At 36.6% G+C, this 24,228-nt stretch carries 26 protein-coding genes and 1 pseudogene; 23 read left to right on the plus strand and 4 right to left on the minus strand.

The window, feature by feature from the left end; all coding sequences use genetic code 11:
• The first annotated feature begins 238 nt into the window (after positions 1 to 238).
• The 3 genes from IEV41_RS03500 (at position 239) to IEV41_RS03510 (ending at position 2,983) form a co-directional block, all read left to right on the plus strand.
• Complete coding sequence (locus tag IEV41_RS03500) at positions 239 to 1,357, plus strand: NAD(P)/FAD-dependent oxidoreductase (protein WP_188387051.1); 1,119 nt, start codon at positions 239 to 241, stop codon at positions 1,355 to 1,357.
• 93 nt (positions 1,358 to 1,450) lie between these two features.
• The gene (locus IEV41_RS03505; RefSeq protein ID WP_188387052.1) at positions 1,451 to 2,233 is read left to right on the plus strand and encodes a class I SAM-dependent methyltransferase; all 783 of its coding nucleotides are present in this window, start codon (positions 1,451 to 1,453) and stop codon (positions 2,231 to 2,233) included.
• A gap of 111 nt (positions 2,234 to 2,344) precedes the next feature.
• A complete protein-coding gene (locus tag IEV41_RS03510; protein WP_188387053.1) occupies positions 2,345 to 2,983 on the plus strand; it encodes an alpha/beta family hydrolase in 639 nt (212 codons plus the stop codon).
• Between the two features lie 26 nt (positions 2,984 to 3,009).
• Here IEV41_RS03510 and IEV41_RS03515 read toward each other — a convergent pair whose 3' ends face one another.
• Positions 3,010 to 3,831, minus strand: a complete 822-nt coding sequence (locus IEV41_RS03515) for a C39 family peptidase (RefSeq protein ID WP_188387054.1) — start codon at positions 3,829 to 3,831, stop codon at positions 3,010 to 3,012.
• Positions 3,832 to 3,927: 96 nt separating this feature from the next.
• Here IEV41_RS03515 and IEV41_RS03520 point away from each other — a divergent pair, with 96 nt between their 5' ends.
• The 8 genes and pseudogenes from IEV41_RS03520 to IEV41_RS03555 form a co-directional block, all read left to right on the plus strand.
• Entirely contained in the window at positions 3,928 to 4,419 is a 492-nt protein-coding gene (locus tag IEV41_RS03520) for a GNAT family N-acetyltransferase (protein WP_188387055.1), read from the plus strand.
• Positions 4,420 to 4,594: 175 nt separating this feature from the next.
• Entirely contained in the window at positions 4,595 to 4,981 is a 387-nt protein-coding gene (locus IEV41_RS03525; RefSeq protein WP_188387056.1) for an EsxC family T7SS substrate, read from the plus strand.
• 38 nt (positions 4,982 to 5,019) lie between these two features.
• Complete coding sequence (locus tag IEV41_RS03530; protein ID WP_188387057.1) at positions 5,020 to 5,325, plus strand: WXG100 family type VII secretion target; 306 nt, start codon at positions 5,020 to 5,022, stop codon at positions 5,323 to 5,325.
• A gap of 14 nt (positions 5,326 to 5,339) precedes the next feature.
• Positions 5,340 to 6,068: a DUF5081 family protein gene (locus IEV41_RS03535; RefSeq protein ID WP_188387058.1), complete on the plus strand. Its 729-nt coding sequence runs from the start codon at positions 5,340 to 5,342 to the stop codon at positions 6,066 to 6,068.
• Entirely contained in the window at positions 6,068 to 6,394 is a 327-nt protein-coding gene (locus IEV41_RS03540) for a hypothetical protein (RefSeq protein WP_188387059.1), read from the plus strand. Before IEV41_RS03535 ends, IEV41_RS03540 begins: the two co-directional genes overlap by 1 nt.
• 31 nt (positions 6,395 to 6,425) lie before the next feature.
• A complete protein-coding gene (locus IEV41_RS03545; RefSeq protein ID WP_188387060.1) occupies positions 6,426 to 8,159 on the plus strand; it encodes an HNH endonuclease signature motif containing protein in 1,734 nt (577 codons plus the stop codon).
• A gap of 24 nt (positions 8,160 to 8,183) precedes the next feature.
• A complete protein-coding gene (locus tag IEV41_RS03550; protein ID WP_188387061.1) occupies positions 8,184 to 8,651 on the plus strand; it encodes an SMI1/KNR4 family protein in 468 nt (155 codons plus the stop codon).
• A gap of 649 nt (positions 8,652 to 9,300) precedes the next feature.
• Positions 9,301 to 9,524 (plus strand): annotated as a pseudogene (locus IEV41_RS03555) (recombinase family protein); the annotation flags it as partial.
• A 113-nt stretch (positions 9,525 to 9,637) separates the two neighbouring features.
• On the opposite strand, the gene IEV41_RS03560 reads toward IEV41_RS03555, so the two are convergent.
• Together IEV41_RS03560 and IEV41_RS03565 are read right to left on the minus strand one after the other, a co-directional pair.
• Positions 9,638 to 10,771, minus strand: coding sequence for a DUF418 domain-containing protein (locus IEV41_RS03560; protein ID WP_188387062.1), 1,134 nt, complete (start codon positions 10,769 to 10,771; stop codon positions 9,638 to 9,640).
• A gap of 241 nt (positions 10,772 to 11,012) precedes the next feature.
• Positions 11,013 to 12,398, minus strand: a complete 1,386-nt coding sequence (locus tag IEV41_RS03565; RefSeq protein WP_188387063.1) for an alkaline phosphatase — start codon at positions 12,396 to 12,398, stop codon at positions 11,013 to 11,015.
• Between the two features lie 141 nt (positions 12,399 to 12,539).
• Between IEV41_RS03565 and IEV41_RS03570 the strand changes: the two genes are divergently transcribed.
• From IEV41_RS03570 to IEV41_RS03620, 11 genes are all read left to right on the plus strand, one after another.
• Positions 12,540 to 12,983 (plus strand): DUF4275 family protein, encoded by a 444-nt coding sequence (locus IEV41_RS03570; protein ID WP_188387064.1) that lies wholly within the window; start codon positions 12,540 to 12,542, stop codon positions 12,981 to 12,983.
• Between the two features lie 63 nt (positions 12,984 to 13,046).
• On the plus strand, positions 13,047 to 14,180 hold the full coding sequence (locus IEV41_RS03575) for a GAF domain-containing sensor histidine kinase (protein ID WP_188387065.1): 1,134 nt from the start codon (positions 13,047 to 13,049) through the stop codon (positions 14,178 to 14,180).
• Positions 14,180 to 14,815: a response regulator gene (locus IEV41_RS03580; RefSeq protein WP_188387066.1), complete on the plus strand. Its 636-nt coding sequence runs from the start codon at positions 14,180 to 14,182 to the stop codon at positions 14,813 to 14,815. The genes IEV41_RS03575 and IEV41_RS03580 overlap by 1 nt, the downstream gene beginning before the upstream one ends.
• Before the next feature lie 172 nt (positions 14,816 to 14,987).
• Complete coding sequence (locus IEV41_RS03585; protein WP_188387067.1) at positions 14,988 to 15,620, plus strand: P-loop NTPase family protein; 633 nt, start codon at positions 14,988 to 14,990, stop codon at positions 15,618 to 15,620.
• A gap of 141 nt (positions 15,621 to 15,761) precedes the next feature.
• A complete protein-coding gene (locus IEV41_RS03590; RefSeq protein ID WP_188387068.1) occupies positions 15,762 to 16,298 on the plus strand; it encodes an NADPH-dependent FMN reductase in 537 nt (178 codons plus the stop codon).
• Between the two features lies 1 nt (position 16,299).
• On the plus strand, positions 16,300 to 17,523 hold the full coding sequence (locus IEV41_RS03595; RefSeq protein WP_188387069.1) for an MFS transporter: 1,224 nt from the start codon (positions 16,300 to 16,302) through the stop codon (positions 17,521 to 17,523).
• A 170-nt stretch (positions 17,524 to 17,693) separates the two neighbouring features.
• Complete coding sequence (locus tag IEV41_RS03600) at positions 17,694 to 18,959, plus strand: ATP-grasp domain-containing protein (RefSeq protein WP_188387070.1); 1,266 nt, start codon at positions 17,694 to 17,696, stop codon at positions 18,957 to 18,959.
• A gap of 16 nt (positions 18,960 to 18,975) precedes the next feature.
• On the plus strand, positions 18,976 to 19,539 hold the full coding sequence (locus IEV41_RS03605) for a hypothetical protein (RefSeq protein WP_188387071.1): 564 nt from the start codon (positions 18,976 to 18,978) through the stop codon (positions 19,537 to 19,539).
• A 33-nt stretch (positions 19,540 to 19,572) separates the two neighbouring features.
• Complete coding sequence (locus IEV41_RS03610; RefSeq protein WP_188387072.1) at positions 19,573 to 20,550, plus strand: DMT family transporter; 978 nt, start codon at positions 19,573 to 19,575, stop codon at positions 20,548 to 20,550.
• A complete protein-coding gene (locus IEV41_RS03615; RefSeq protein ID WP_188388665.1) occupies positions 20,540 to 21,775 on the plus strand; it encodes a DUF6421 family protein in 1,236 nt (411 codons plus the stop codon). The genes IEV41_RS03610 and IEV41_RS03615 overlap by 11 nt, the downstream gene beginning before the upstream one ends.
• Positions 21,776 to 22,081: 306 nt before the next feature.
• Positions 22,082 to 22,849: a MerR family transcriptional regulator gene (locus IEV41_RS03620; protein WP_205181459.1), complete on the plus strand. Its 768-nt coding sequence runs from the start codon at positions 22,082 to 22,084 to the stop codon at positions 22,847 to 22,849.
• 71 nt (positions 22,850 to 22,920) lie between these two features.
• Here IEV41_RS03620 and IEV41_RS03625 read toward each other — a convergent pair whose 3' ends face one another.
• Positions 22,921 to 23,556 carry a cupin domain-containing protein gene (locus IEV41_RS03625; protein ID WP_188387073.1) on the minus strand — a complete coding sequence of 212 codons (636 nt, stop codon included), beginning with the start codon at positions 23,554 to 23,556 and terminating at the stop codon, positions 22,921 to 22,923.
• A gap of 209 nt (positions 23,557 to 23,765) precedes the next feature.
• On the opposite strand from IEV41_RS03625, the gene IEV41_RS03630 reads away from it, so the two are divergent.
• Entirely contained in the window at positions 23,766 to 24,200 is a 435-nt protein-coding gene (locus IEV41_RS03630; RefSeq protein WP_188387074.1) for a hypothetical protein, read from the plus strand.
• Positions 24,201 to 24,228: the final 28 nt, after the last annotated feature.

Consider the following 24,228-nt stretch of genomic DNA (forward strand, 5'->3'; position numbering starts at 1 on the left):
TCCAAATGAGAGGGTTTTCTATAAGCAATGACCTAGCAGACTGATATGTGTTTAAAAGCGAGTGATGATGTAAAAAGATAAATAAGTAGAGTTGGTAGTTAGTACTCTTACTATTATGCTGTTCACAACGAATTTTCTCTTACTCTTCATATATTAAATAAAAATCTTTCTTGATTTCTCTACGTTTTCTTATTACCCTTTTATATAGGATAGAAATTATAGAAAAAGGTGTTTTGACATGAAATCATATATTGTAGTTGGAGCAGGTATTGTCGGGGCTTCGACAGCATATCAGTTAGCAAAAGCAGGAGTAAATGTTACACTAGTAGACCGAAACGATGATGGGCAAGCAACAGACGCTGCGGCGGGAATTATATGCCCGTGGCTGTCTCAGCGTCGCAATAAAGTATGGTATGCCCTTGCAAAAGGCGGAGCGAAATACTATCCGTCGTTAATTGAACAGTTAGAAGAAGACGGAGAAACAGATACTGGATACAAGAAAGTCGGAGCAATTAGCCTTCATACGGATCCAAAGAAATTAGATCAAATGGAAGAACGAGCATACAAACGTCGTGAAGATGCACCTGAAATGGGTGACATCACACGTTTATCAGCAGAAGAAACAAAGCAACTATTCCCGATGTTATCAGAAGAATATGCATCCGTGCATATAAGCGGGGCAGCTCGTGTGAGTGGACGAGCATTACGTGATGCAATGATACGTGCAGCGAAAAAACACGGGGCAGTCGTTCGTACAGGAAATGCGGCTGCATTAATCCATCAAGATAAGAAAGTAACGGGAATTACAGTAGACGGAGAAACGTTGCATGCGGATGAAATAATTGTAACAACCGGAGCGTGGGGAAATGAATTAATTACACCACTAGGTATTAATTTCTTAGTATCATTCCAAAAAGGACAAATCATCCACTTACAAATGAAAGAGACAAATACGAATGATTTACCAGTTGTGATGCCACCGAACAATCAATATATCTTAACGTTTGAAGATGGATGTGTTGTTATTGGTACAACGCACGAAGATGTTACTAGCTTCGATTATCGTGTGACCATAGGAGGTGTACATGAAATACTCCATAAAGGATTAACGATTGCGCCTGGCTTAGTAGAGGCTGAAATGACGGAAACGAGAGTAGGTTTCAGACCTTACACACCAGGTTTCCTTCCTGTTGTCGGAGCATTACCAGGCTTTGAAGGAATTTATGTTGCGAATGGTCTTGGTGCATCTGGACTAACTGCTGGACCATTTGTTGGCGCTGAACTTGCGAATCTCGTACTAGGCAAACCGACAGAACTTGATTTAAGTAACTATGATGTTGCTGGTGCGATTGAGTAGAAGGTTTATAAAGACATCGAAGAATCGGTGTCTTTATTTTTTATAAAAGAAAATAATAAATAAAAAATAGAATATGTAAGGGTGGCTACGAAAGTGAAAACAAAAGCTACGTATCAAACATGGATTCGAATATACAAACTACTTATCTTCTTTGGTATTTCAATAATGCTTCTTTTGACAGCATTATTACCTGTTCACTTATATGTAAGGGTCTTATCAGGTGTTTTAGCGTTACCTTTTCTATATATTACGTTTATTCTTTCTTATTCTGTTTATCAATTCGCGGAATTTGGAGGGAATTATCAATCGAAAATACATGATGTGCTTGTTGCGAAGGTAAACTGGGATGGAAACGGAAAGGTGCTCGATATTGGAACAGGTAGTGGGTCTCTCATTATTAAATTGGCAAAAGCTTTTCCTATGTCCACGCTAGCTGGAATTGATTATTGGGGAGGAAACTGGGAGTATTCGAAAGCGAAGTGCCAACAAAATGCCGAAATAGAAGGTGTATCAGATAAAATTACTTTTTTAAAAGCGAGTGCCTCCGAACTACCTTTTCATGATGATGAATTTGAGGTTATCGTAAGCTGTCTAACATTTCATGAAGTAAAAGATAGAAAAAATAAAACGGAAGTAATAGAAGAGGCGTTGAGAGTATTAAAACCTGCTGGACAATTTGTCTTTTTAGATTTGTTTATGGATAAAACGGTTTTTGGAGATGAGAAAGAACTTTTGAATACGTTGAAGCAACGCGGTGTCTCTGAATTAACTAGTTATAAATTGGATGAAGTAATAGAACTACCGACGCTTTTACTGAATAAAAAAGTATTAGGAAATGCGATGATTTTGACCGGAAGGAAAGAAGTAATAGTATAGATCAACATAGAATGACGTATAATTTATCACCCGTCTAAAAAGAGGGTGATATTTTTTGTGGAAAAATAAGTAAAAGGTGTTAAAATAGTGTGTACATAGGAGGGGGAAATAATGCGAGTAAGTGATAAGAGTGTACAAACAAGTGAAAACGCAGTTCGTTATACGCATGTTGAAACAGGTTCTAACAAGGTATGCTTTATGTTCTCAGGTTCAGGATACAATTATGATAAGCCATTATTTTACTATGCAACGATGCTGATGCTTCAACATAAAATTGATTGTGTTCACGTTCATTACAGCTATGAAGAAGATTTTTTGAAAAAGGGATACGAAGGCATGGCTGATTTGATGATGGAAGATGTGAACCCAGTTATTAATGATGTTTTGAAAGATAGACAGTACGATGAAATGATTTTCTTAGGAAAGTCACTTGGTACTATTCCGATCGCGTATGATTTAATGAAACGAGAGGATTTCGTATCATCGAAAATGATTTTATTAACTCCTTTGTTGAAGTTTGAAGGAATGGTTGACACAGTTTTAACGAGTGAGCATAAAGGACTTCTAGTTATAGGTGATAAAGATCCATCCTACAAGGAGGAACAACTACAACAATTACGCCATTCAAGGTTAGAAATAGAGGTTATTCATGACGCGAATCACTCGTTATCAGTTGGGGAGTTTGAAACAATATATTCAATCAAAGCTCTATCAAATGTAATGACGAAGCTAGAAGAGGTAATAAAGTAAAAGAGGTGCCCATTGCACCTCTTTGTTTAGTCTTTATATGTAATTGCTTGCGAGCCCATTTGTTTCCATGCATCAATAAAACGATCGCGTGATGCTTTCGAATACTTCTCATCCGTTAGTGGATTGTTGAAGTAAATATATTCTGTGTCATAACCTGTCACTAACACAGAATGTTCCTTCATTGTAATGGGAATTTCTCCGTCAGGCGTATGGAAAGTCTCAAAGTATGATGCATCTAGAGGAGCGAAAGTTGTGTTTGTGATGATCCATACTGGCTTGTCTTCATTCAATGATTTCATTACTTCGTTAAAATCTTTACCAGTAAGATTTGTGATGCGTCCTGGTAAGTATGTATTTGCTAACTCGGCGATAGGTTCATGATAGACTCCGTAGCCTGGTTCAGAGTATGTATACATATTGCCAATGAATCCTTTGTGAGGATTTCCGAAAAATGTTTTACCATCTTTTTTCTCATATGGAGTAAGGTCTTTCTTTATGTTAGAGGCTAGCTCCATTTTGTCTACTGAGATTTTGGCATGTTGAAGAAGCATTGCTAGTGAGGTCACTTCGCATCCTCTTGGCAACTCCGGTAATTGCTTGATGTGGGGTGCTTCGATGGAAATATTGTCTGCTAGCTTTTCTTCTTGTTTTGCAACAACTGGTGTTGGGGATAATTCTGTTGTTTCTACTGCCTCGACAAAGAAGGAAGAAGTTAAGTTATCCCATTCTTCTCGTGCTTTTGTTAATGTATTATGCTTCACAAATAAATGTGAAAAGGAAACAAACCCTGCTGTGAATACGACAGAGAATAATAGTGTGCCTACTAGTCGTTTGAAAAAGCGTTTCATTTCTAGCTCCTTGCAATAGTTGTGATGATAAGTAAAAATAGTAATATATTAGCTATTATAACAAATTCCATATGGAAAAGGAGCGAGTTCCTAAAAATGAAACGAAATATCCGTATTGCGACAAGAGAAGATGTGCCTTTTATCCTACAAATCTATAATGAAGCTATTGCAACTACCACTGCAACATTTGAAATAGAGGAACGAACAGTAGAGGGACAACTAGAGTGGTTCAGTCAATTTAACGAAAACTATCCACTATTTGTGATGGAAGTAGACAACGTGATAGCTGGGTATAGTTGTATTGCATCGTTTAACAAGAAAGCAGCATATAAGCGTACAGTAGAAAACTCTTTGTATGTGAATCCGAATTATCAAGGACAAGGTGTGGGAAGAGAACTCCTTGAACATACAATTATTTCAACAAGAGAACTAGGGTATCATACGATTATCGCAATTATAACGGAAGGTAATGAAAGTAGTATTCATTTGCATGAGAAGTTAGGTTTTACGTATGCAGGTACATTATGTGAAGTCGGGCATAAGTTTGGTGACTGGCAAGGAATTTCTTATTATCAGTTGGTATTGTGAGTAGATAGAAAGGGAAAGATTATGATGAGGAGCACATTGATTAAAAGATGTGCTCTTATTTTTTATAGATTAACATGAGAATATGTAAAAAATGGAAAGTGTTATAACTATTTGTTAAAATGATATCGTGTATACTTTTGAAGAGTTGGCTGCAAATATAATGAGGAGGTGAAACATGCCAGACGGATTTTGGGATAGTTTCGGAAATGTTTTAGGTATTGGATATACGGAAAATGAACGTAAACGCGATGAATATTCAGAATTATATTTTTACTTAAAGTCAAGAAGAGAGCGAATCGAAAGACATATAGAGAAAGTAGAAACTGCTTATGGTACTTATTTTGAAAGAAGTAGTTCATTATTGCAATCTAATAAAATTCCAGCCTATGAATTTGAAAATAAGCGAGGAGAAAAGGATGTTGAATTATCCGATTTATTAGGTGATTTTCGTCAAGCGAGAGATGATATAGCCTCTGCGCAAAGTAGGGCGTATAGTAAGTGGTTAATGTACAGAGAGAGAGCGGAAGCAGAGAACCGGGAGCGGGATGAAGCTAACCGATAGAGTATTTCTTTGCATTGGAAGGGAGTTGACATGTATTTATGAGCAAACAAGAAGTTGATATTTCGACTAGTAGAACGGGTGAGGCAATTAAACATGCAGAAGAGATGGAAAGAGATGTGAAAGAAGCGCTCCGCTTAGCAAAAGAATTGCAAGCGACGGTGTCGAGTTCATTATGGTCAGGGCAAACAAGAGATGCTTTCTTGTCCTACGTAGACTTAATTATTCAATTAAATGTTGATATGGTTGATACTCTAGAAGTTCAAACAAAAGCATTAATAGAATTAGAAGATAATATTCATTCATTTTCTAGTACGAAAGAGGTACAAATAATTAAGAGTTTATAAGGAGTAGATTCAGAATGATACAACAAGTAGGTAATTTTACCCCTTCTGAATTATATGTATTAGCAGGAGCAGCTGGTATTACGTATATATTCGGCTTGCCAGAAAGAGAAAGCATACTGATGAATAACCCAAATTGTGTAAACAATGCTATTTCAACGTTAACAACAAAAGGTTTGCTTACAAAGGACGTAGAATTAACAAAAGCTGCATTTCAGTTAATTGAGTTACTAAAGGCATTTCAAGGAAGTAAAAAGTATACAAGGTTTAATAATCTTCTAATTGGGTTTATACCAGCAGATGAAGACCGTGTAATCGTATTAACTGAACTAGTAGAGAACGAGGTATATGAGTTTGAGTGCCTTTCAAAACGTGATGTATATCTATCTTTAGTGAAAAATATTCCGTTTTTACTAAGGGAACCCAGAGAGAAGGATAAACAATTTTTAAGCAAGCAGATGACAAAGGAAGAACAAGCTGTGTGTGAAGAGATAGATTTATTCGATAAAGATGTATTGGCTATTGAGCTACTATATCGCCCAGATGCTAACCGTACCCATCTAGGGAAACGAGAGTGCCACTTGTACTATATGCTTGAAGAAGACTATGTACAAATCAATGTACAAAATAAAATGTATGAGTGGGTTAGTTTGTATGCATTGAATAAGAAAATATACGATGTACTGAACATGTCATATACAAAGCCTAAGGGGCTATCAAATCATTCGTTAGGAGTGATTAACTAATGCATGAACAAATGATGGATGGTGGAGAAGGCTCTACCAGTATATTAGTTAACGTATACGAAATGTTAGATATTATCGAACGGTTGAATGTTATTTATACCATTTATTCAACAGACGTTGCGAAACATATAACGAACCTTTCTAATAGTGATTTTTACCGAGAAGGAGAAGCGTTAGAAGTTATTGAGCGTCATAAAGACATTTTAAACAAAGTAATGGAACTAGCAGATAACTACAATCAAGCATCATTGCTTGTAAATCATACGCTCGCTGAAATGATAAAGAAAGACGAAGAATTACAGCGAATATTACAAGTTCAAGGTTAATTCCTTTAACGAAACGGAGGAAGATATTCACATGGATGTGCGTTATAAGCATGGACCGTGGCAAGAGATGAAGGAAGCGATAATAAGGCTAAAACGAGATTCAGAACGAACATTCCTTCAAATGGATGATCTACTAGGCAGTATCGAACGTAAAATTGACCGACTAGACTCTGATCGAAGTATTTCATTTCATCATACGAGTAAGAAAACAACGATTAACCATCTATTTGATGACTATGATCAACTAGTAAACTATTGTCATCGTGTCGGAGAAACTGTATCAAGACACATCGACGAACCATTCTATCATAAAATGGACGAATTCGCAGGCAAGATGCGAGACCTCTCCATCCGCAATTACACCACAGAAAACCGTATTGGTTCCACAGAATACAAAGCAATGCCAACCGCTCATTCGTACGGAAGGCTAGAAACATCCAGCGTACAAAAAGACACCATCACTATCGATGATATTTTCAAAGACTCCGTAGCATTCGATGAAATACTCAACCTACAATATGAAGAAATGAAGCGAAACAACCCAGAAGCAAAGTTAGACTACAACGAATATCGGAAACTTATCCCATCTATGCGAGGGTTTGAATACGAGACAATGGAAGAAGAACAACAAGACTTAGAAATGTGGCGAGACCTCGCCATCGCAGCTGGGATTATCGTCGCAGCTGTTGTATGTCCACCAGTAGCCATCGCAGCGACCGCCGTATTCACAGGACTTGAAGTGAAAAGTGTTGTGACCGGAGAGGACTGGGGAACAGGAAGGAAGCTAAGTACCGGCGAACAAATAGAACGAGGAGCATTCAGTGTTCTTGGCGTTATTCCGGGTGTCAAAGGAGTGCGGCAAGCCTTCCGAGGGACAGATAATCTCATCTCTTTAACGAAGCAATCCATCGCCCAAAACCTAGCTAAGTTTAATCCAAATACCGGAAAAAATGTGGTACAATCATTAAAAGATAGCAACACATACTGGACCCAAAAGCTCAGACTAGAAGGGTTGAAAGCAACAGATAAATTAAATGATGTGAACTACGCCATCAAAGGCGCATTCGCCCGTTCCCTTGATAACATGAATAACCTAGCAGCGCAAAGTATAGACGTCACAGCTGGAGGAGCAGCAGCTTTAGGCCGAGGCGGATCAAACGTTGAAGAGGTAGTCAAAGCAAGTCATCTAGAGAGTAAAGGAATTATTCAGAGTAAGATAGAGAAGATTGAGGGTAGTATTAAGGGTACGGGTAAGGATAGTAAGGTGTCTAGCGAAGATAGTTTAAATAAAATAAATGGTTTTATTAACGGTACGAAGAATTTTGACGATGTTATTGATGACTATGTAAAGCTGTATGGTGAGAAAGTGTTAACGAATAAAACATGGGCATGGAATAAGTCATTTCCAGGTGGAGAGAATTTAACTGCGCGTCAAAAGCGAATGATTAAGGAAAAGGCTGTTGCAGATGGTTTGATTCCTGAGGTAAAGGTAACTAAAGTTGATGGAATGAGATATGGATTTGCGGATTTTAAGGGTGCGGGGCTGGTCATAGAAACTAAGCCGTTACCAAAAAATCTTTGGTTATCATCAGACGATAAGCAGTTTGATTGGCTTGATACTGCAATTGGTGGAAGGCCAGAAGGTACGACATGGCATCATACTGAAATACCAGGTAAAATGGAACTAGTACCTTTTGGAATACACAATATTACTATTCATAATGGTGGGAGATCAACCGGCATGTGGGCAGATGCTCCTAGATAGTATAATTAAGAAAGGGTTGAATTTATGAAAATAAAGCAGAGTACTATTGTAAAACCATTACCTTCAGAAGAGTTAATAAGCAAGCATGAGAAATTTTGGAGACTAAAATTACCAGAGGTATTTTTAGACTTTATTAAAACATATAATGGTGTAGAAGTTGAAGAGGCTACATTTGAATGCAATGCTCGTAATTATTCGATAGAAAGATTTTTATGTATGTTAGATGATATTGAGAATCATCCTAAAGGAATCTATGATATTGATGTTGTAGTTTCACAAATAGGAGAAAGATTAACTGACAACGAGGATTTATTAGGGGCAGAAGTGTTACCAATAGCTAGTATATTTGCCGGTGATTTTGTATGTTTAGATTTTAGAGAAAATAAAGATAAACCATTGGTGTGTGTCTGGTCGCATGAAGAGTCAGGAGAGTTTGAGCCAGTTTTTTATAAAATAGCAGATAACTTTACTGAGTTTTTAGAGATTCTATAATAATACTACTCTTTTACCACTTTATATGAGAACAACAAAAGCGTATAGAGCTTAATTTAAATATACATGGACACATATAGATTGCAGGATAAAGCATATGTGAAGTGTACAAAAAAAGAAAAGGTCATTTTTTCGACAAAACTCTATGATGGTTAACCATCATAGGCTCTTTGTTGGAACACCATCTCTTGAGATAATAAAATGCGACACACGAGCTTAGGCAAGATGACATTTTACTGTATGTCGGGTACAAAGAAAGACATGGAATGTACAGTAAAAGTAAACTAACGGATGCATACAAGCTCGTACGTTTTAAAGGTATTATTTGTAACGAGACACAAAAGGTTTCATACGGTTTTGACGACGTAATAAAATGCACAAATTTAGAACCAACCATGAAAACGTAGAAAATATATGAACGTAAAGCACTTGATTGTCACCAATGGCAACGAGTGCTTTTTTACGTTTTAACCTAGAAATAGGTTGATACACATATAATTTTATAAGTGTGCTAAGTGTTAAATTTATAGATTGTAATTGGCTTTGTACAGTGTACGACACTACTAGGGAAAAAACGATATAAAAATTAAGGGTTGTGTTATTTTTTGAAGTCGTCGTACAGTACGTTTTAACGAAAGGGAATGTAAGTGAAGGACTACAAGAAGTATTGTCGGATATGATGTAAAATAAGTAAGTTGCGTTGAACACATCAAGATTGTGGCGTTCAGATATGGCGAAAGTGTTGATACAACGAGAATTGAAGAAACACGAAGTAGACGTAAAAGCAATAGAACAACCAAGCTATAGTATTTACACACATGAGCCAAACGGTTTTTTGGTGAGTAGATGTTGGAATTATTAGATCCATACCAATGATATTACAATAATAATCGAACTTAAAACAACATTAAAAGGCATGAGCTCTGTACAATACAGAATGCAGGCCTTGTAAGCTGTTTAAAAGTACGTGTCTAAATTTATTTACTTCATTTCTCAAGTTCTCTTTCTTTTTTCATCGATTGAAATTGTCCATATGTGCCGCTTCTCCATAGCCATTCTAATGGCCCAAATCGATAGCGGTTCAGCCACCATTTACTGATAAATATTTGCGTACTATATACAACAAGAACGATAGGTATTTGAATAGATAGTGCTATGTTGGCAGGTTGTGTAACAAGAGCAGCTAGTAAGACAACACCAACTAATGTATGTGTAATATAATTAGTAAGTGCCATTTGTCCGACGTATCCGAAGTAGTTGAGCCATCTACGTTTCGCTAACATTAACGTTATAATATAGAACATTGCTAATGGTTTACTACTTAGTATAACCCAAAGATAATAATCTTTAACTTCATGTGTCTCATTTTGGAAAAATGTTAGTAAAATAGGTATGGAAAGTAATAGAGAAACTACAAAAGAGCCTATTTGCCATTTTCGTAAACTACTCTTATATTCTTCTATTTTGTAAAATACTCCTTTTTTGCCAACATATAATCCAAATAAAAACAGCGATAATATTTCTGGAAGTCTAATGAATTCCATGAAAAGTAAATTTGTGCTAAAGAAATCGCCTGCTCGTTCTTGAACATTACTAAGCCATTCAGCGAAGTAGTTAGGTTTTAACGTGGATGTTGTTTCCTCTTTTTCGAGTAGGGAGAGTGAGAATGCTAGGACGAACGTATGAGCAATTGTAAAAAGAGAGAAAGCCCATATTAATAGTGTCTTTAATGTGCAGCGATAAAAGAAAAGTAAAAATACGCCAATTAAAGCATACGTATGCAAAATATCTCCACCCCAGAAAAAAACATAGTGAACAGTACCAAGTACAAATAGGAGAAGGAGACGTTTTACAAATAATCGATTATATGTTAGGCCTTTTTCTTTTGCGCGACTAATGAAAATATAAAAACCTAAACCAAACAAAAATGAAAAAATTGTGTAGAATTTTGTGTGTACGAATAAAGCATAGAAAATGCTAATATACTTATCTATTCCTGTAAATACATTAGAGCTACCGACCATAACTGGAATATTAACAAGGAAGATTCCTAATATGGCAAAACCACGGATAATGTCTAACTTTTGTATACGTTCACGCTGCAAAATAGAATGGTTCATGCTGTTCCTCCTAAAGTTTGAATTCGATATATAACGATTATTATGATAGGTCGAGGAGGAAAATTACTAATTTCACATTCTATACATATTGAGAAATTTTATGTTGTATAGTTCGGTTTATATATGAATTTGGTTAGTTGTTGTTACCTTAATATGCAGGTTAATATTGTCGGAAATGTATGAAAGAAAAGGGTATAGAGTAACGTAAAAAAGCAAGGCTCTAAAGCCTTGCTTTTTTTGATTAATATCTATCTTTATTAGGATCTTCCCCGCCAATAATCTCAAATACACGCTTTGCTAGATTTGTATTCTCTTGTACCCCGACAAATAAGTGTTTTCCTGGACCGTATGCGTATACGTTAACATCTTCGCCAGTATGGCCGCCTGTTGTCCATCCAGTGTATGATCGTTTATTGAAGATTTCTTCGATAGCGTCATCGATTTTTGTGACATCTTTAGTCGACTTTGCAGTATGTACAGCGTTTATTTCTTCTTTTGTTAACTCTAATTCAATATATTGTTTTAAGATTGCTTCCGTGTTTGCGCCTTCTAGAATCTTAGCTGCGATAAAGTCCGGTGTGCGTTTCGCTGCTTTTAGTGGTTTTACATCAAAATTATACTCGCCGTCTGTACCAAGAGAGAAGCCTCCTGTTGAATGGTCCGCCGTTGTGACAACTAATGTGTGTTTGTCTTTCTCTGCGAATTCAATGGCTGCTTTGAATGCTTTTTCGAAGTCTTCCATTTCGCTCATTGCGCCAACAACATCGTTATCATGACCAGCCCAGTCAATTTGGCTTCCTTCAATCATTAAGAAGAAACCATCTTCATCTTTACTTAAACGATTAATTGCGGCATTTGTCATTTCTTCTAGAGAAGGTGTTTTATCCGTACGGTCAATCATTTTATCTAAGCCTTCTGGAGCAAATAAACCAAGAATTTGATTATTTGTATCATTTACTAATTGATGACGGTCTGTTACGACGCTGTAGCCAGCACGTTTGAATTCTTCTGTAAGCTTGCGATCTTCACGGTCAAAGTATTTCATTCCACCACCTAGAAGAACGTCTACTTTATGCTTGTCATTTACTTTTTCATCAAAGTAATCGTCCGCGATAGCAGCCATGTTTTTACGGCTAACATCATGCGAACCGAAAGCTGCAGGTGTTGCATGTGTGATTTCAGAAGTTGCGACTAATCCTGTTGCTTTCCCTTTTTCTTTTGCTTGTTCTAACACTGTTTTTACATTTTCTTTATCATTATCCACTGCTATTGCTGCGTTGTATGTCTTGATTCCTGCAGACATAGCTGTTGCGGCAGAGGCGGAGTCTGTAATGTTTTCTTTTGGATCTTCTGGATACGTCATTTGTGTTCCTACTAGGTACTTATCAAATGCTGTTTGTTCCATGTGAGGTGTTTCAGGGTTATCCTTCATATAACGATGTGCAGCCATATAAGAAGGTCCCATTCCATCGCCAATTAAAACAATGACATTTTTAATTTCTGCATCACCTTTTTGTTCCTCTGCTTTCATAGCATCAGAGCGTGTCATATTCCATGTTACAATGGAAGTAAGTGCCAATGTTGAAATCACTGCAACTGGCCATGCTTTTTTTATCATCTTTTTCACTAGATAAATCCCCCTAAATTGTTGATTGTGTTCTCGCTATTAACTGTAATAGAGAACTGTTAAGAGAACGTTAAGCGGAGGATAGATGTGTGTAAATGTTTTGTTAAGTTACCATCATTATCTAAAAAGGAGCGGTGCTACATGGATATGATAGCAAAGTTAAGAAATAAGAATATAGAAGTAACCGAATTACCTGATCAAGGTTTGTTTTTACGAAGAAAGTGGGAAAGTACGTTTGCCTGTCACCTTAGTGAAAAAGAGAAGAAGTTCCTTCATTTGCTAGATAGTGATTGTTATAATGGGCTCTTGTGGCATCTTTTTAGTTATAAAAAGAAAGAATGCTTGGAAAGAGAGGAAGCGGAAAAAGCTTTTTATCATGAGCCTAAGTATGCATGTTATGTTTTCTTTCAAGACTCAGACGATGCATTATTGATTGAGAAGGCTATGAAACTTCATGTTCGGGATTTAGTTCATAAAAAGATGGCGCTTGGTATGTATATTGTAGATAAAGAGTTTACTTGGACGTTTGTCACTACACATGAAAAAGATTGGTGTGGCCCATATTTTAGCCGAATGGAGAAGTAGTTACTTCATTCTATTTCTTTTGTTCTGAAAATTATAAATGTTATAATAAAACGGGTGATAAAAATGGATGAGCAGAACAAAGAAATACAGCGACTGCAAGCACTAAAAGAAATCGCGGAATTATTAAATGAAGCGACGGATTTACAGACGATGTTAGAGAAGGTGTTACACACTTTATTGAAAGAAATGAAATTGCAGACAGGATGGGTTTTCTTCATTGATAAGAATGGTGAACATCGTATGTTAGTAGATGAAAAATTGCCACCGGCACTTACGTTGGAAGAGAAAAAGCCAATGTGTGAAGGTTCGTGTTGGTGTATTAATCGCTTTGTTGATGGTCGATTGCACAAAGCGACGAATATTATTGAGTGCAAGCGAATTGAAGATGCGATTGAATATGAGTGGGGAGATACAGAACATGTTACTCACCATGCGACAATTCCACTTCGTGCTGGTGAAGAGCAGTTTGGTTTATTGAATGTAGCAGCCCCTCATAAAACACACTTTATAGAAGAGGAATTAGCACTATTAGAAGCAATTGCATATCAAATCGGTACAACCATTCAACGTATTCGTCTTGTCGAGAAAGAGCGGAAGTATGTCGTTGTGGCTGAAAGAAATAGACTTGCAAGAGATTTACATGACTCGGTTAAACAATTGCTTTTCTCGATTATGTTAACAGCACGTGGGACGCTTGATATGACGCAAGATGAAGAATTGCAACATATGCTTGCGTATATCGGAGAATTATCACAAGAGGCGCTGAATGAAATGACGTTACTCATTTGGCAACTACGCCCAGAAGGATTAGAAAAAGGATTAGCAGAAGCAATTCGAAATTATGCGAAGCTTCTCAGTATAGATGTTTGCATCCAAATTGAAGGTGTGTTGTCGTTAACGAGTGAGTTAGAAGAAGTTGTGTGGCGTATTAGTCAAGAAGCGCTCCATAACTGTAAGAAACATGCTAAGTGTGAACAAGTATTCATTCAGTTGAAAAGGAAAGATGCCTTTTTATCTATCCAAATTGAAGATAATGGTATTGGTTTTGTGAAAGAAAAGATAAGAGATTCTGCACTTGGGTTGAAAAATATGAAAGAGCGGATTGAGCTTATGAACGGAACATTTTGTATACATACTGAGCTAGGGAAAGGTACGAAGCTTGAAATGGTTGTGCCGACTGGAAAGGGAGAGGGATAGTGAAGATTAAATTATTACTAGTGGAAGATCATCACATTGTTAGACGAGGGCTTGTTTTTTTCTTAAAGACCAGACCTGAGTTTGATATTATTGGTGAGGCGGGGAACGGAGAAGAAGCATTAGCTTTTATCAAAAAAGAAAGACCTGATGTTGTGTTAATGGACATCTCGATGCCAAAAATGGATGGTATTGAAGCAACAAAAAGAGTGAAGGGATACGATGAGACGATTAAAGTATTAATGCTCAGTAGCTTCTCTGAACAAGACTATGTGTTACCTGCGCTAGAAGCGGGTGCAGATGGTTATCAGTTGAAAGAAGTACAACCAGATCAACTAGTTGCGTCTATCGTTGCTGTGTATGAAGGGAATACAAACTTTCATCCGAAAGTGACACCAGTATTATTTAGAAAGGCTGTAGCGAAAGAGGAAAGTGAAAATGCTCTGTCGGAATTGACGAAAAGAGAATGTGACGTCCTTCGTGAAATTGTGAATGGGAGGAGTAACAAGGAAATTGCAGCGGAATTACAGATTAAAGAACAAACAGTAAAGACACACGTATCAAATGTATTAGCTAAATTAAACGTAGATGATCGAACGCAAGCAGCGCTTTATGCGGTAAAGCATGGGCTTGTGTAGGTTAATAGATAAATACTTGAAAATTTCAAATGACAATATGGATAAATTAGAGGGCGGACTAAATAATACACAAAATGAAAAATGGATTGCGAAAAAGCATGTAGAATTCTGGCATGAGTGTACTGATTTGTTGTTTCGTTTTGTAGATTTAGCAACGGAATAGGAGATTTGTATGCCAATTATTTGTTTAGAAGGTGCGAGTGCTGTGGGGAAAACAACGACTTGCACTACAATTGCTAACATAGGGAATACGTATGTGGTTCCTGAGGTGAATCTTTTATTCGAGCGCCCGAAGAACATGTCAAAAACATGGTATTTAGAGCGTCAAGTGGAACGGTGGAAAATTGCCAAACGTAAGCTCTGTGAATATGATTTCGTTATTCTTGACGGAGATATATTTCAGCCACTGTGTTACAATTGGTGTTTTCATTTTGAGATATTTAATCAAAGCTTAACGTTCCTTCATGAGTTCTATGAGAGTGAGATAAAAGTAGGGAATATCTTATTTCCAGATAAATATTTCTATTTACATACGAGTACGGATAACATAAGAAGTAGGAAAGAAAACGATCAAACGAGGCAACGAGGTAATTTTGAAAAACATATACGCATTATTGAGCCGCATCAACGATATTACGAAGTGCTAAATCAATTCGTTCCACACATAGTACAACTAGTGGAGGCCAGTAATATGGAACATAATGTGAAAGTCATAATGGATAACGTACCTCTTGAGCCTTTATGCAAGGATTCAGAAGGGCTACTCAATCATATCACAGATTGGCTAACGAATAGTAAAGCATAAAATATGCTAGTGAACCTCATACAAAAGTATGAGGTCTTGTTCATACTATTTTCTGATTGTCTCTCCCCCTTTATAGCGTTCTTATCTTCGGAATTATTTAGTAATATATGGTTATAAATGAAAATAAAGGAGAGAGCTGACATGAAATTATTAGTTATTAACGGAACACCACGTAAGTCTGGAAGAACACGTGTGATTGCGAACTATATCGCGGAGCAGTTTAACGGAGAATTATATGATTTAGCGGTAGAGGAGCTGCCTCTGTATAACGGTGAAGCAACGCAGAATGAATTAGCTGCAGTAACAAAGTTAAGAACGCTAGTGAAAGAAGCACATGGTGTAGTGCTTTGTACGCCTGAATATCACAATGCGATGAGCGGAGCCTTGAAGAATGCATTAGACTTTTTAGGAAGTAGAGAGTTTGTTCATAAGCCAGTAGCACTTTTAGCGGTTGCGGGTGGTGGAAAAGGTGGTATTAATGCCTTAAATAACATGAGAACAGTAACAAGAGGCGTGTATGCGAACACTATTCCGAAGCAAGTTGTTATCGATGGTTTATACGTAGAGAGTGGCAGAGTTAGCGAAGATGCAAAGCCGTTCATTCGTGACTTACTTGCAGAGTTAAAAGGGTACATGAGCATCTATCCAGAGTTGAAAAAGCAATTAGGAGTGGAGTAACATGTCTTCTTTATATAAAGATTCTCGTTTGTACTACATTCTCGGGGCCAATAGCTTATCTGCTATTGGTTCTGGAATTGTGATGATAGCAATTCCTTGGTTATTCATGAAAGAAGGCGGAGGAGAAGCGTTATATGGTTATGTGATGATGGCTTCTACGCTGATTATGTTCTTACTTACACCGTTTGTAGGACAAAGTATCGATCGTTTTTCACGTAAGTCACTCTTATTAGTTAACGAAGGACTTGGTATTGCAGTAATTGCATGTATGGTTATATGGGGCTTCATGGGTTACTCATATAGTTCCATTCATTACGTCATCATCTATATAACAGGTAGTTTTTATTATTTATTGTTTTATCCGACTGTGTTTGCGTTTAATCAAGAAATCTTTCAAGCGAATCAATATAAGGCATTAAGTGGTACGATGGAAATACAAGGACAACTGACGCAAGTAATTGCTGGTGCCGTGGCTAGTCTTCTAGTGGAAGTCGTATCATTGAAATGGATTTTGTTTGTTGATTTGTTGTCCTTTATCGGTGCATTTCTTCTCTTTTTATGTGTTCCATATGCAAAGAAAGCTGTTGTGAAACAAAAAGCATCATTTAAGAAGCAGATGCTAGAAGGGATACATTTTATGAAAGGAAGACCGCAGTTGTTTTGGTTCCTATTAGCGACCTATATGCCTTTTATTGGTGTGATGATGGGGAATTACTTACTTCCAGTTTATATTGTGGATGTTCTACAAGAAAGTGCATCGGTATATGCGATAGAAGGAATGATGTATGGAATAGGGGCGGTGCTTGCTGGGATTGGTATTCCTATTGTGATGAAATATATGAATCTAGAAGCCTCTATTATGCTGACAATGGTAATATACACAATTTCAATCACTGCAATGATAATCGAACCATCTGTTTTGGTTTTATATGGCCTTGCTATTTTTCATGCGATTGGAAACGCAGGAACACGTGTTGCACGTAATGTTCTTATGATGGAACAAATACCGAATGAAGTAATCGGTCGTGTCGATAGTGTATTCCGCTTAATTGGCAACGGTATTCGTCTTTTGCTATTAATGATGTTCACAGCTGTTGTTACGAATGTTGGTGTGATGATTCCATTTTACGTTTTAAGTGTGATTTTAATTAGTGCGACTGTAGCGACGTTTTACTACTGTAAAGTAGAGAGAAAAGTAGAAGTTTTAGATGAGTCTATTGTATGATACGAATCTATTACTGTTGTTGAAGGGAATAGGCTTTTCGTTAAGTTAGAGATGATTTTCTAGCTTAACGAAAAGTCTATTTCCATTTTTAGGTACAAAAGTGTGGACATATTGTCTGAAAATTCTTAATATATGTATATCCCATAAATATGGAGAAGGAGGAAAGAGGCATGGGACTAAAAAATAAACGCCTAGCAATTGTGGTGCAAAATATACATGTACCTTTTATTTTTGAGGAAGCAGAAGCGATGGGGATTAACGTAACGTTTTTTCACCATCAGAAGGAAGTGAATCTGAATCATCTTAAAGGTGTGCAAAAATTTATACCAATTGATTTATTCCATCATCCAGATAAAGCTGTTGATATCGTGAAGAGCGAGCATGAGAGAAATCCTTTTGATGGTATCATGACATTTTATGAGCCTGCTTTAGAGTTTGTCGCTCGATTAGCGGAAGAGTTGCGATTGCCTGGCTTAGCGACTTCTGTAATTGAGAATTGCCGTAATAAGAACAACATGCGAGGGATGTTGAAAAAAAATGGGTTGAATGTTCCACACTTTAAAGAATATGAGAACGAAGTGGATGTAACTAATTTTTCTTTCGAATATCCTGTTGTAGTCAAACCTTCTAATGGATTTGCTAGTCAAGGAGTAACGAGAGCGAATACGAAGAAAGAACTTATTGAAAGCATAGAAAAGGTACGAAAGGTGAATACAGAAGATCTTGGACAATTTACAGGGAATAAAACGAGTATTGTTATTGAACAATTTATAGATGGTCCTGAGTTTGCGATTGAAACGTTCTCTATACAAGAAGAGGTTCGAGTACTTTCTATCGGCTATAAAGGAGATTGTAAAGGTCCTTTCTTTGAAGAAAGTATTTATATAGCTCCAGCTCAATTAGAAGAAAATGTGATGGAGTCTATTTCGCAAGAAGCATCAAAAGCAGTTAGGGCGTTAGGGATTGTAGATGGTCCTGCTCACGTTGAATTGCGTCTAGATTCAGCAGGGAAGCCTTACGTCATTGAAATAGGTGCGCGTATAGGAGGATCAGGTATTTCTCATTATATTGTGAAAGCAAGTACAGGTATTAACTATATGGAGTTGGCTTTTAAGTATGTATTAGGTGTACAAGATTGTGATGCATACAACAATGAAAAGAAGATTCATAAAGTAGCAGGTAACTATATTATTCCTGTTCAAGGTCACGGAATTGTGGAAGGGTTTGAAGGAATAGACTCTGTACGTGCAGATATGGAAGTGAACAGAGTACTTATGTTTATGGCGAAAGGTACAGAGGTTTTACCATATCCACACTTTTCGGGCTATCCAGGATTCATCTTAACAACTCATGAGTCGTATTCTGATTGCGAGCGATATTACACATATTTAGATAACAACGTGAAAGTCATTTATAGAAATGAAGTAAACGTATAAAAGGAGAAGAAAGGATATGTTTGTTAAGGGGTTATCTGTTCCACAAAATAAGCAAGACCATGCTATTACTATCATTCACACTTTGGGTCCTAAAGGAACTAATTGTGAAAAAGCTGGAAGGCTATGGTTGGAATGCCAAGGTGTTCAGGGAGAAGTTTTTCTACATGGTACGTTAGAGGAAGCGCTAATTCATGTTAAGAAGACGGAAGGGTCAGCTCTTTTAGGATGTGCAGTATATCCTGATTTACATCATATAGTATTCAAAAATTTAACTGATTTAGAGCTCATTGATAGTTTTATTATGCCTACGTATAACATGGTACTTGCTTCTAGAGAGCCAATAGAACTAAATCATGATACGAGTATTGCTTCGCATCCTGCCCCAGTTAATTTAGCACACGCTATTAGCGACAATATAAGCTTGGTGAATAGCAATTCTCAAGCGGCGGTGGACTGTCTAGAAGGAAAAGTGGATGCGTGTGTTACAACGATTAAAGCTGCTAATGAAAAAGGGCTAATTGTGATAAAAGACTTTGGAGAAGTGCCTATGTGCTTTACTATTCACGGAAGAAAGGGATAGCGGTTTCCAAACTAAAAGAAATAAGGTGAAAGAATGATTTCTATAGTGACTCGTATTCATGTACACCTTTTATTTTGTCTGTTGGCTATTATAGGAGGAACAACATGGGCGTTCCAAAAGACAGGATTGGAAGATAGCTTACCTTTATGGTCAGCTAGTATGCGCTTTTTACTAGCTAGTTTGTTAATAGCATTCTTTCTTTGTATTACAAAAAAGATAGTCGTTTCAAAAGAAGTGGTAATGATTTCCGGATTAAATGGGCTTATGTACTTTGCAATACCATTTGGTTCTGTTTATTGGGCTTCCGTATATTTGCCGAGTGGGCTAGTTTCTGTTTTAGCTGCGAGCATTTCTGTTTTTGCTCTGTTCATTAATAGGTTATTTAAAGGTACACCAGCTACAAAAGGACAAAAAATAGGTGTAGCCTTTTGTTTAATCGGAATGAGTATCGTCTTTGGGAATCAATTATTGATTAAAGGGGATTTAATTCAGCTAGTCGCAATGGGGATTATTTTAGTAGCGATGTTGGGATCTGCTTTTGTTACTGTCTATGTACAATCTCGAATTAAGTCGTTACCTATCATGACTTTTACCTCTTTTTCTATGCTTAGTGGAGGAGTATTTTTATTAGTGATTAGTTTGATTATAGAAGATGGTAACCGAGGTTTTTCTGGGATCAGTCTTATATCGTTATTGTATTTAGCTATTGTAGGTTCTGTTGTAGGTTTTTCTCTTAACATGTATTTGCTGAAAAAATGGCATATCTCTAAGGCGACGGCACATTTGTTTATTTCCCCAATTATTGCTTTGTATGTAGGTTTTGTATTTCTAAATGAAACTCTTCATAATCAAGTGTATGTAGGAACACTCTGTGTGCTAGTGGGTGTGATCCTCATTAATTTAAAAAAGAAGGTAGAAAAGCAAACAAAAGAACACCTTAGTGAAACCTCTAAAAAAACTTGTGAAATAAATAGCATGTCAAAAAAGGAGGATATGAATGTTGTTAACTAAAAGTCATACGCATGATTTGGTCAATATACTAAAAGATAAAGTGTTACCTAATTTAGAAGAAATAAGGAACTATCAAGGGACAAATGGAGAAATAATAAAAAATCATGAAAGAGCTAAAGTGATTTTATTGGATGTAGTTGCTGTCACAGAAGCAATCTATGAGTCTCTGCATTTAACAACTGTATGGAATGCATTTAAAAAGGACGTGTTAGATTGGATAGAGAGAGGTATAGATCAAACACCTTATTTTGATCGAACATTACTCGCGTATTCTCCACCTGCAAATGGAGAAGGGACATTTTTCTTGGGTCCAATAGTAACTCCTAACGGTCCGACTCAAAGGGGGTTTTATTTAGAGGCGTTCTTAGCAGTTCGGGAAGAGCCTGAAATAATGAAATCAATTGAAGAGGACTTACCTCATCCGAAAAATGGATGTGAATCTTTGAAATTAATAATTGGAACTCAAGGGTTTATGGAGGGAAAATGCATTGTGTTTTTTCCGGAGAATGTAAAAACAAAGGAAAACGTTACAAGTCAAAACTTCGCCATGTTTTTCTTTAATAAGTTCCATCGTATATACAATGAGGATACCTTAAAGAGAGCGGGTACGATATTCCCTGATTTTAACTTTAAGTCTACTTCTATGAGTAGAGAAGACACGTATAAAGCAAGGGTAATATGGGGCTATTTACACGACTATTATCATCATTGTGGAAAGAAGCCTTTTGATCAGCATATACAAGCTAAAATGAATTTCTTCGCAGGGATACTTGAAGAAGTTAAAGTTGATTGTCAGACGATTCTTACTCTGACTGAAAAGAAATACTCTTATTGGGAAGAGATAACGGAATTTGTTCTATTTGAACGTCTTTTAAGATACCCTAGTCAGCATAATGCAGCTAGAAATTTCGATTCAGGAACGGGATTTTTTCTTTTTAGCTGGTTAGTTATAAATGGAAACTCCATCGTGAGAGATGATAATTGGCTACATTTAGATGTAACACAATGTCTACAGGAGTTACGAGCTTTAGTAGAGGAGATTGAAGAGTTAGAAACAATTCACGATGATTACCATTATAAGCAAGAAGCTGAACGCTATGTTCGACAATATTTATTACCAAGTGATAATGGGGATAAATTTATCATTCCAGACAAGTATTTTATTAATGAGCAAAATAAAGGTATTCAAATCCCTTATTTAACATTTAACGAAAGCAACCTTTAAATAAAGAGAGAGCGAATTCTGTTGAATAGTCATGTTGACACTAGGTCAAGTAATAGTCGTTGCTGGGTTGTTTAATCTAACGTTATCTATAAGGAGATGTAGCATGAGTAACAATATGCTACATTTTCTTTTTTGTTTGTCATTGTAATAGGAGATTAATTATAAGTTGTTCATACATCGAATAGATAGCGTCTACTCGATGCTAACTTTGTTTATTGATGATGAACTTTTTTCGAAAAGATGTAGAGAAATAGTATTGACCTTGACGTTACGTTATACTTTAACATAAAGGATGAGGTGATAATCATGTACAAAATTAATGAAGTAGCAAAGTTAGCTAATGTTAGTGTACGTACCCTCCATCATTATGACAAAATTGGGTTATTAAAGCCGGCGAATGTTGGAGAAAATGGCTATCGATATTATAACGAAGAGGACTTTGCGACGTTACAGCAAATTCTTTTCTTCAAAGAATTAGACTTTTCCTTACAAGACATTAAGAAAATTTTAGAGAATCCATTTTTTAATAGAAAAAAAGCACTTTCTACACATAAAGAGTTGTTAATTGAAAAGAAAGATCGCCTCGAAAAAATGATTGAATCAATTGATCGAACAATTAATGCAATAGAAGGAGGAACAAAAATGGCGAAAAAAGATATGTTTGGCGCATTTGATATGAAGAAGATTGAAGAACATCAGAAGAAATATGAGCAAGAAGTGAAAGACAAGTATGGTGATACGTTAGCGTATAAGCAGTCACAAGAAAAGACAAAGTCGTATCAAGCAGAAGATTGGAAACGAATCCAAGAACGTATGGGAGAGTTGTATGGTAATATTGCTGAATTAATGGACAAAGGACCAGACGATGAAGAAGTACAAAGTCTTATAAGTGAGTATCGTCAATATATTACGGATAACTTTTACGACTGCACAGTCGAAATCTTCCGTGGACTAGGCGATTTGTATGTACATGACCCTAGGTTTACGAAAAATATTGATAAAGTACAAACTGGTTTATCTGAGTTTTTACGTGAAGCAATGCATGTGTATTGTGATGCGGAAGAAGGGGAATAAAGGAGAATAAAGGAGAGGGGTTACGAATCTGTAACCCCCTCTTTAGTTTGATTGAAAAATATATAAAGGCTTTATCGGTATTGTGGATAGTATGAATTTGAATAATGAGGAACATATTGTGTTTGTTGTTGGTATTGCTTATTTATATATTGATTAGGGGTATGTTTATTTCCTGTATTGCAGTTTTTATATGGGCCGATATATGTGGTTGGATTAATTGGTGCAGTTGCTTGTTTCCATAGATTCTCATCTATGCAATAAGTATGTGACATGACATTTGCAGGAGTAAATTTTAAAATATCCGATCCTAAAATGACTTCTGGAGTTGGGGCATCAAAAATTGCTAAAAGATGTGTGTTATCAACGGAAGCTATTTCGTAATGCCACCATCCTTGTGGAATATTTGCCACTTGCCCAGGAGTAATAGTGTAATGAAGGACTTCTTTTGTAAATGGATTCAGCATAGATACAGTGGCAGCACCGGAAATACAATAAACTAATTCCGCTGCATTTTGATGATAGTGTGGTTCAATAACATTATTAGCACTTAAGAAAATATCTAGAAGGGATACATTCTCTAATGTGTTTAATTGTTTTACACCTAATACGTTAATGTAGTTGGCGTTATCTTTTATAAATAAGGGACTTTTATTGACATCGAACGTGTATTGAGTGGACGGAGATGTATAATCCATAGAGGAAGCCATAAATTTTTCACCTCTTTCTATACAGTGTGAAGATAAAATCTACAGATATGTTATGCATGGATAATTAGTCTCGTGTACTATATCCAGATTCTTGTGTAAGGGTAAGTTCTGTTTGAAGGAAGGTTGTGTATTTACGTCGAAAGTAAACATACAGGTTAGTTTTAGAGTGAAAATAAATGAATGATAGAAAGTTTCATTAAGGAGGAATAATGAGAAAAATAGTAATTGCGATAAGCTTACTAGCTGTTATATGTATTGGGGGATATGTGTTTTTAAATTCTGCACCTCCGTTACCAACTGTATCGGTAGATGGGAATAGACTGGAAGTGAGGCAAGGGTCATACTGTTGGGATGGTCCAATTAATAGTAGGTGTGTCGATTCAATGGCACCACCAGAACTTATGAAGCACTATGACATCCAACCTGTTATTGTTTCTCCGAAGTCGGAAGTAAATATAGCGTTTCATAGTGAACCTTATGAGTCGGGTGGAAGTGTGTGGTTTGCGAATGGTCAGACGGGAAATGCCACCATAAGAGACGGTGTGCTTGTATTACCAGAAGAAAAAGGCGTTTATGTATATAGTGTCCATGGGCAATGGCAAAAAGGTAGTGCAAGCTATGCCTTTGTCGTCGAGGTTCGGTAGACAAACAGTACTGAGCATCAAGATAATG

Source organism: Priestia taiwanensis (genome assembly GCF_014638355.1).
Classification (GTDB): domain Bacteria; phylum Bacillota; class Bacilli; order Bacillales; family Bacillaceae_G; genus Priestia_D; species Priestia_D taiwanensis.

Bases quoted from the DNA above. Each gene is read 5' to 3' on its own strand.
- IEV41_RS03560 (WP_188387062.1), bottom strand. From the start codon at position 10,771: ATGAACCATTCTATTTTGCAGCGTGAACGTATACAAAAGTTAGACATT.
- IEV41_RS03590 (WP_188387068.1), top strand. From the start codon at position 15,762: ATGAAATTATTAGTTATTAACGGAACACCACGTAAGTCTGGAAGAACA.
- IEV41_RS03600 (WP_188387070.1), top strand. From the start codon at position 17,694: ATGGGACTAAAAAATAAACGCCTAGCAATTGTGGTGCAAAATATACAT.
- IEV41_RS03520 (WP_188387055.1), top strand. From the start codon at position 3,928: ATGAAACGAAATATCCGTATTGCGACAAGAGAAGATGTGCCTTTTATC.
- IEV41_RS03540 (WP_188387059.1), top strand. From the start codon at position 6,068: ATGCATGAACAAATGATGGATGGTGGAGAAGGCTCTACCAGTATATTA.
- IEV41_RS03630 (WP_188387074.1), top strand. From the start codon at position 23,766: ATGAGAAAAATAGTAATTGCGATAAGCTTACTAGCTGTTATATGTATT.
- IEV41_RS03535 (WP_188387058.1), top strand. From the start codon at position 5,340: ATGATACAACAAGTAGGTAATTTTACCCCTTCTGAATTATATGTATTA.
- IEV41_RS03625 (WP_188387073.1), bottom strand. From the start codon at position 23,556: ATGGCTTCCTCTATGGATTATACATCTCCGTCCACTCAATACACGTTC.
- IEV41_RS03550 (WP_188387061.1), top strand. From the start codon at position 8,184: ATGAAAATAAAGCAGAGTACTATTGTAAAACCATTACCTTCAGAAGAG.
- IEV41_RS03620 (WP_205181459.1), top strand. From the start codon at position 22,082: ATGTACAAAATTAATGAAGTAGCAAAGTTAGCTAATGTTAGTGTACGT.
- IEV41_RS03525 (WP_188387056.1), top strand. From the start codon at position 4,595: ATGCCAGACGGATTTTGGGATAGTTTCGGAAATGTTTTAGGTATTGGA.
- IEV41_RS03610 (WP_188387072.1), top strand. From the start codon at position 19,573: ATGATTTCTATAGTGACTCGTATTCATGTACACCTTTTATTTTGTCTG.
- IEV41_RS03595 (WP_188387069.1), top strand. From the start codon at position 16,300: ATGTCTTCTTTATATAAAGATTCTCGTTTGTACTACATTCTCGGGGCC.
- IEV41_RS03575 (WP_188387065.1), top strand. From the start codon at position 13,047: ATGGATGAGCAGAACAAAGAAATACAGCGACTGCAAGCACTAAAAGAA.
- IEV41_RS03585 (WP_188387067.1), top strand. From the start codon at position 14,988: ATGCCAATTATTTGTTTAGAAGGTGCGAGTGCTGTGGGGAAAACAACG.
- IEV41_RS03605 (WP_188387071.1), top strand. From the start codon at position 18,976: ATGTTTGTTAAGGGGTTATCTGTTCCACAAAATAAGCAAGACCATGCT.
- IEV41_RS03500 (WP_188387051.1), top strand. From the start codon at position 239: ATGAAATCATATATTGTAGTTGGAGCAGGTATTGTCGGGGCTTCGACA.
- IEV41_RS03545 (WP_188387060.1), top strand. From the start codon at position 6,426: ATGGATGTGCGTTATAAGCATGGACCGTGGCAAGAGATGAAGGAAGCG.
- IEV41_RS03510 (WP_188387053.1), top strand. From the start codon at position 2,345: ATGCGAGTAAGTGATAAGAGTGTACAAACAAGTGAAAACGCAGTTCGT.
- IEV41_RS03515 (WP_188387054.1), bottom strand. From the start codon at position 3,831: ATGAAACGCTTTTTCAAACGACTAGTAGGCACACTATTATTCTCTGTC.
- IEV41_RS03530 (WP_188387057.1), top strand. From the start codon at position 5,020: ATGAGCAAACAAGAAGTTGATATTTCGACTAGTAGAACGGGTGAGGCA.
- IEV41_RS03570 (WP_188387064.1), top strand. From the start codon at position 12,540: ATGGATATGATAGCAAAGTTAAGAAATAAGAATATAGAAGTAACCGAA.